We start from the raw sequence: 2,989 nt of genomic DNA, 5'->3' as shown, positions 1-2,989 counted from the left end.
CCGCGCGGCGTAGTAGCCGAGCGGGATCCCGAGGATGACCGCGAACAGGAGTGCGGTGAGCCCGAGCTCGACGGTTCCGGGGAACTTCTCAACGAAGCTCTCCAGCACCGGTTGACCGGTCTTGATGGAGCGACCGAAGTCGCCCCGCAGCAGGGCTCCGACGTAGGCGAAGTACTGCTGGAGGATCGGCTCGTTGAAGCCGTAGATCTCGTTGATCCGCGCGATGCCCTCAGGCGTCGCGCGTTGACCGAGCAGCGAGCGCGCCGGCTCGCCGGGCAGCGCGCGGACCCAGGCGAAGAGCAGCACCGAGAGTCCGAACAGCACCGGCACCAGCAAGGCCAGGCGCCGGAGGGCAAAACGCAACATCACATCTCCCGAGTGCGGGTGAGACGAGCAGGACAGGCCCGGGTGCGCCGACCAGACGGTCGACGCACCCGGCGGAGGGCGATCAGCCCACCGAGACCGTGCTCCACACCTCGTCGTTGACGGGGCTCGGCTGGTAGCCCGAGACATCCGGACCGAACGCCAGCGACGGGGCCGGGTGCGCCAGCGGCACACCGGGCAGGAAGTCCATCACGTCGGCGTTGATCTGCTCGTAGAGCGGGATCTGGTCCTCGACGACCGGGATCTGACGCGCCTCACGCAGCGCGGAGAAGATCTCGGGGTTGTCGAAGCCCCACTCGTCGGTTTCGGTGCCGAAGAAGACGCCGACGAAGTTGTCGGTGTCGTTGTAGTCGCCGGTCCAGCCGAGCAGGTGGATGCCGTGGTCGGCCGTGCCCTGGATCTTGCCGAGGTAGTCGGGGTTCCAGACGTCAGCGGTCGGCTTGATCTTGAGGCCCACGGCCTCGAGCTGCGAGCGGACGACGTTGAACGTGTCGGCCGGCGACGGCATGTAGGGACGGCTCACGTCGGTCGGGTAGTTGAACTCGATCGTCGCGCCCTCGGCACCGGCCTGCTCGAGCAGGTCGCGGGCGAGGTCCGGGTCGTAGGCGTACTCGGTGACCGAGTCGTTCCAGCCGGCCACCGACGGCGGCATGAACTGCGTCGCGATCTCGCTGCCCTCGGGCAGCGATGCGCTGGCGACGGCGTCCTTGTCGATCGCGTGGGCGATCGCCTGACGCACCCGCAGGTCGTCGAGCGGCTTCTGCTTCTGGTTGAAGCCGAGGTAGAGCACGGTGAACGGGTCACGCGGGAGCACCTGCATGCCGGCGTCCTCGAGCGGCGCGATGTCGGCGGGGCCGATCAAGTCAGCACCGTCGACCTCACCGTTCTCGACAGCCGTGGCGCGTGCCTTCGGGTCGGCGATCGGGACGACCCGGACCTCGTCGACCAGCGCGACCTCGCCCCAGTAGTCGTCGTAGCGCGAGAGCGAGACGCTGCTGCCGCGGTCCCACTCGTCGAACTTGAACGGCCCGGTGCCCGTGGGGTGAGCGGTGGAGTAGTCGGTGGTGAGCACGTTGGCGGCCGCGTCGTCCTGGTACTCCTGCAGCGCGGTGGGGCTCTGCATCGAGAACGCGGGCAGCGACAGCGCCGAGATGAAGCCGGCGAACGGCTCGTTGAGCGTGATCACGGCCTCGGTGTCACTGCTGGCCTCACAGCTGGAGTAGAGCGCAGCATCGGCGTCGGGGCCGGTGGCGAAGCCACGGAACAGGGCGCCGTAGTAGTAGGAGAGGTCGCCGCCCTGCGCACTCTCGGGGAAGTTGTACCAGCGGTCGAAGTTGAAGCAGACCGCCTCGGCGTTGAACTCGGAGCCGTCGTGGAAGGTGACGCCGTCCTGGAGCTCGAACGTGTAGGTCAGGCCGTCCTCGCTGGGCTCCCAGCTCTTGGCGAGCAGCGGGGCGGGGTCAGCGGTGCCCGGCTCGGTGCCGACGAGGCCCTCGAAGATCTGACGGGCGACACGGAAGGTCTCGCCGTCCGAGGCGAAGGCGGGGTCCAGCAGGACCGGGTCGGCCGCACCGGCGAAGACGAAGGTCCCACCGGAGGCGCCGTCACCGGAGGATCCGGACCCGGTGTCGTCTCGTTCGCTCTCGGCACATCCGGCCAGTGCGAAGGAGGCTGCCACAGTGGCAACGACTCCTACGCGCAGTCGACGATTGGTCAGTCGCACAATTCACCTCATACCTCGTGGCCGAGCCTCCCGGAGCCCGGCGGATTCCGCGACACTACTGCTGAGGAGGACCCGCGGCTATCGCGCTGGCACGGGAACGTGTTGCGCTTCGGTAACGAAGCGCCGCACGATGTGGCTCGAAGGCGCGCGCCGGCGAACAAGCCTCTCGACCGGGTCCAGCCCGGCCGAGGTCGGGATCGCCTCGGGTCAGGAGGGCAGCAGCGCCAGGTCGAGGGGCGTCATGCCGTCCAGGCTGGTGCGGAACACCCGACGCTCCCCCGGCTCCACCGGTACGTGGAGGGGTACGGCGAGCACGGTGCACCCGGCTGACTCCGCCGAGCGGCACCCGGTGCTGGAGTCCTCGATGGCCACGCAGTCGCGCGGGTCGACACCGAGACGCGCAGCCGCGGTGAGGTAGGGCTCGGGATGCGGCTTGCCGTGCGTGACGGCGTCGCCGGTCACGATCTCGGCGAAGGAACCGACCGGGAGATCGGCCAGGATCGGGTCGACGAAGCGACGGTAGGACATCGTCACGAGCGCGCACGGCACGCCGTCCGCCACGAGGGCCGCGAGCAGCTCACGAGCGCCCGGTCGCCACGGCACCTCAGCGGCCACCCGGGCCACGACGCCGTCCAGCAGCCGTTCGACGATCTCCTCGGGGGTGAGGCTGAGCCCCATCTGCTCGCGGATGTAACGACCCGACGACAGCAGGTCGTTGCCGACCAGGCTCAGCGCCTGCTCGTGGCTCCACGACGCCCCGAACTCCTCGGCCAGGGCGAACTCGGTCGCGATCCAGTAGGGCTCGGTGTCGACCAGGGTGCCGTCCATGTCCCACAGCACCGCGGCCGGACGTGTTGTCGTTTGGTCCCAAACGACAGCTCC

2 protein-coding genes and 1 pseudogene are annotated in these 2,989 nt (G+C 69.1%); all 3 read right to left on the bottom strand.

Annotated elements, in window-relative coordinates; translation table 11 throughout:
* A pseudogene (locus tag VOI19_RS17305) lies at window positions 1-366 on the bottom strand (ABC transporter permease); the annotation flags it as partial.
* An 82-nt stretch (window positions 367-448) separates the two neighbouring features.
* Complete coding sequence (locus tag VOI19_RS17300; RefSeq protein WP_323794196.1) at window positions 449-2,062, bottom strand: ABC transporter substrate-binding protein; 1,614 nt, start codon at window positions 2,060-2,062, stop codon at window positions 449-451.
* Between the two features lie 252 nt (window positions 2,063-2,314).
* The gene (locus VOI19_RS17295) at window positions 2,315-2,947 is read right to left on the bottom strand and encodes an HAD family hydrolase (RefSeq protein ID WP_416366396.1); all 633 of its coding nucleotides are present in this window, start codon (window positions 2,945-2,947) and stop codon (window positions 2,315-2,317) included.
* Window positions 2,948-2,989 lie beyond the last annotated feature (42 nt).

This window comes from Nocardioides sp., from assembly GCF_034670285.1.
Classification (GTDB): domain Bacteria; phylum Actinomycetota; class Actinomycetes; order Propionibacteriales; family Nocardioidaceae; genus Nocardioides.
Note: the sequence above shows the minus strand (reverse complement) of the source record. Positions and strands in the feature narration are given on the sequence as shown.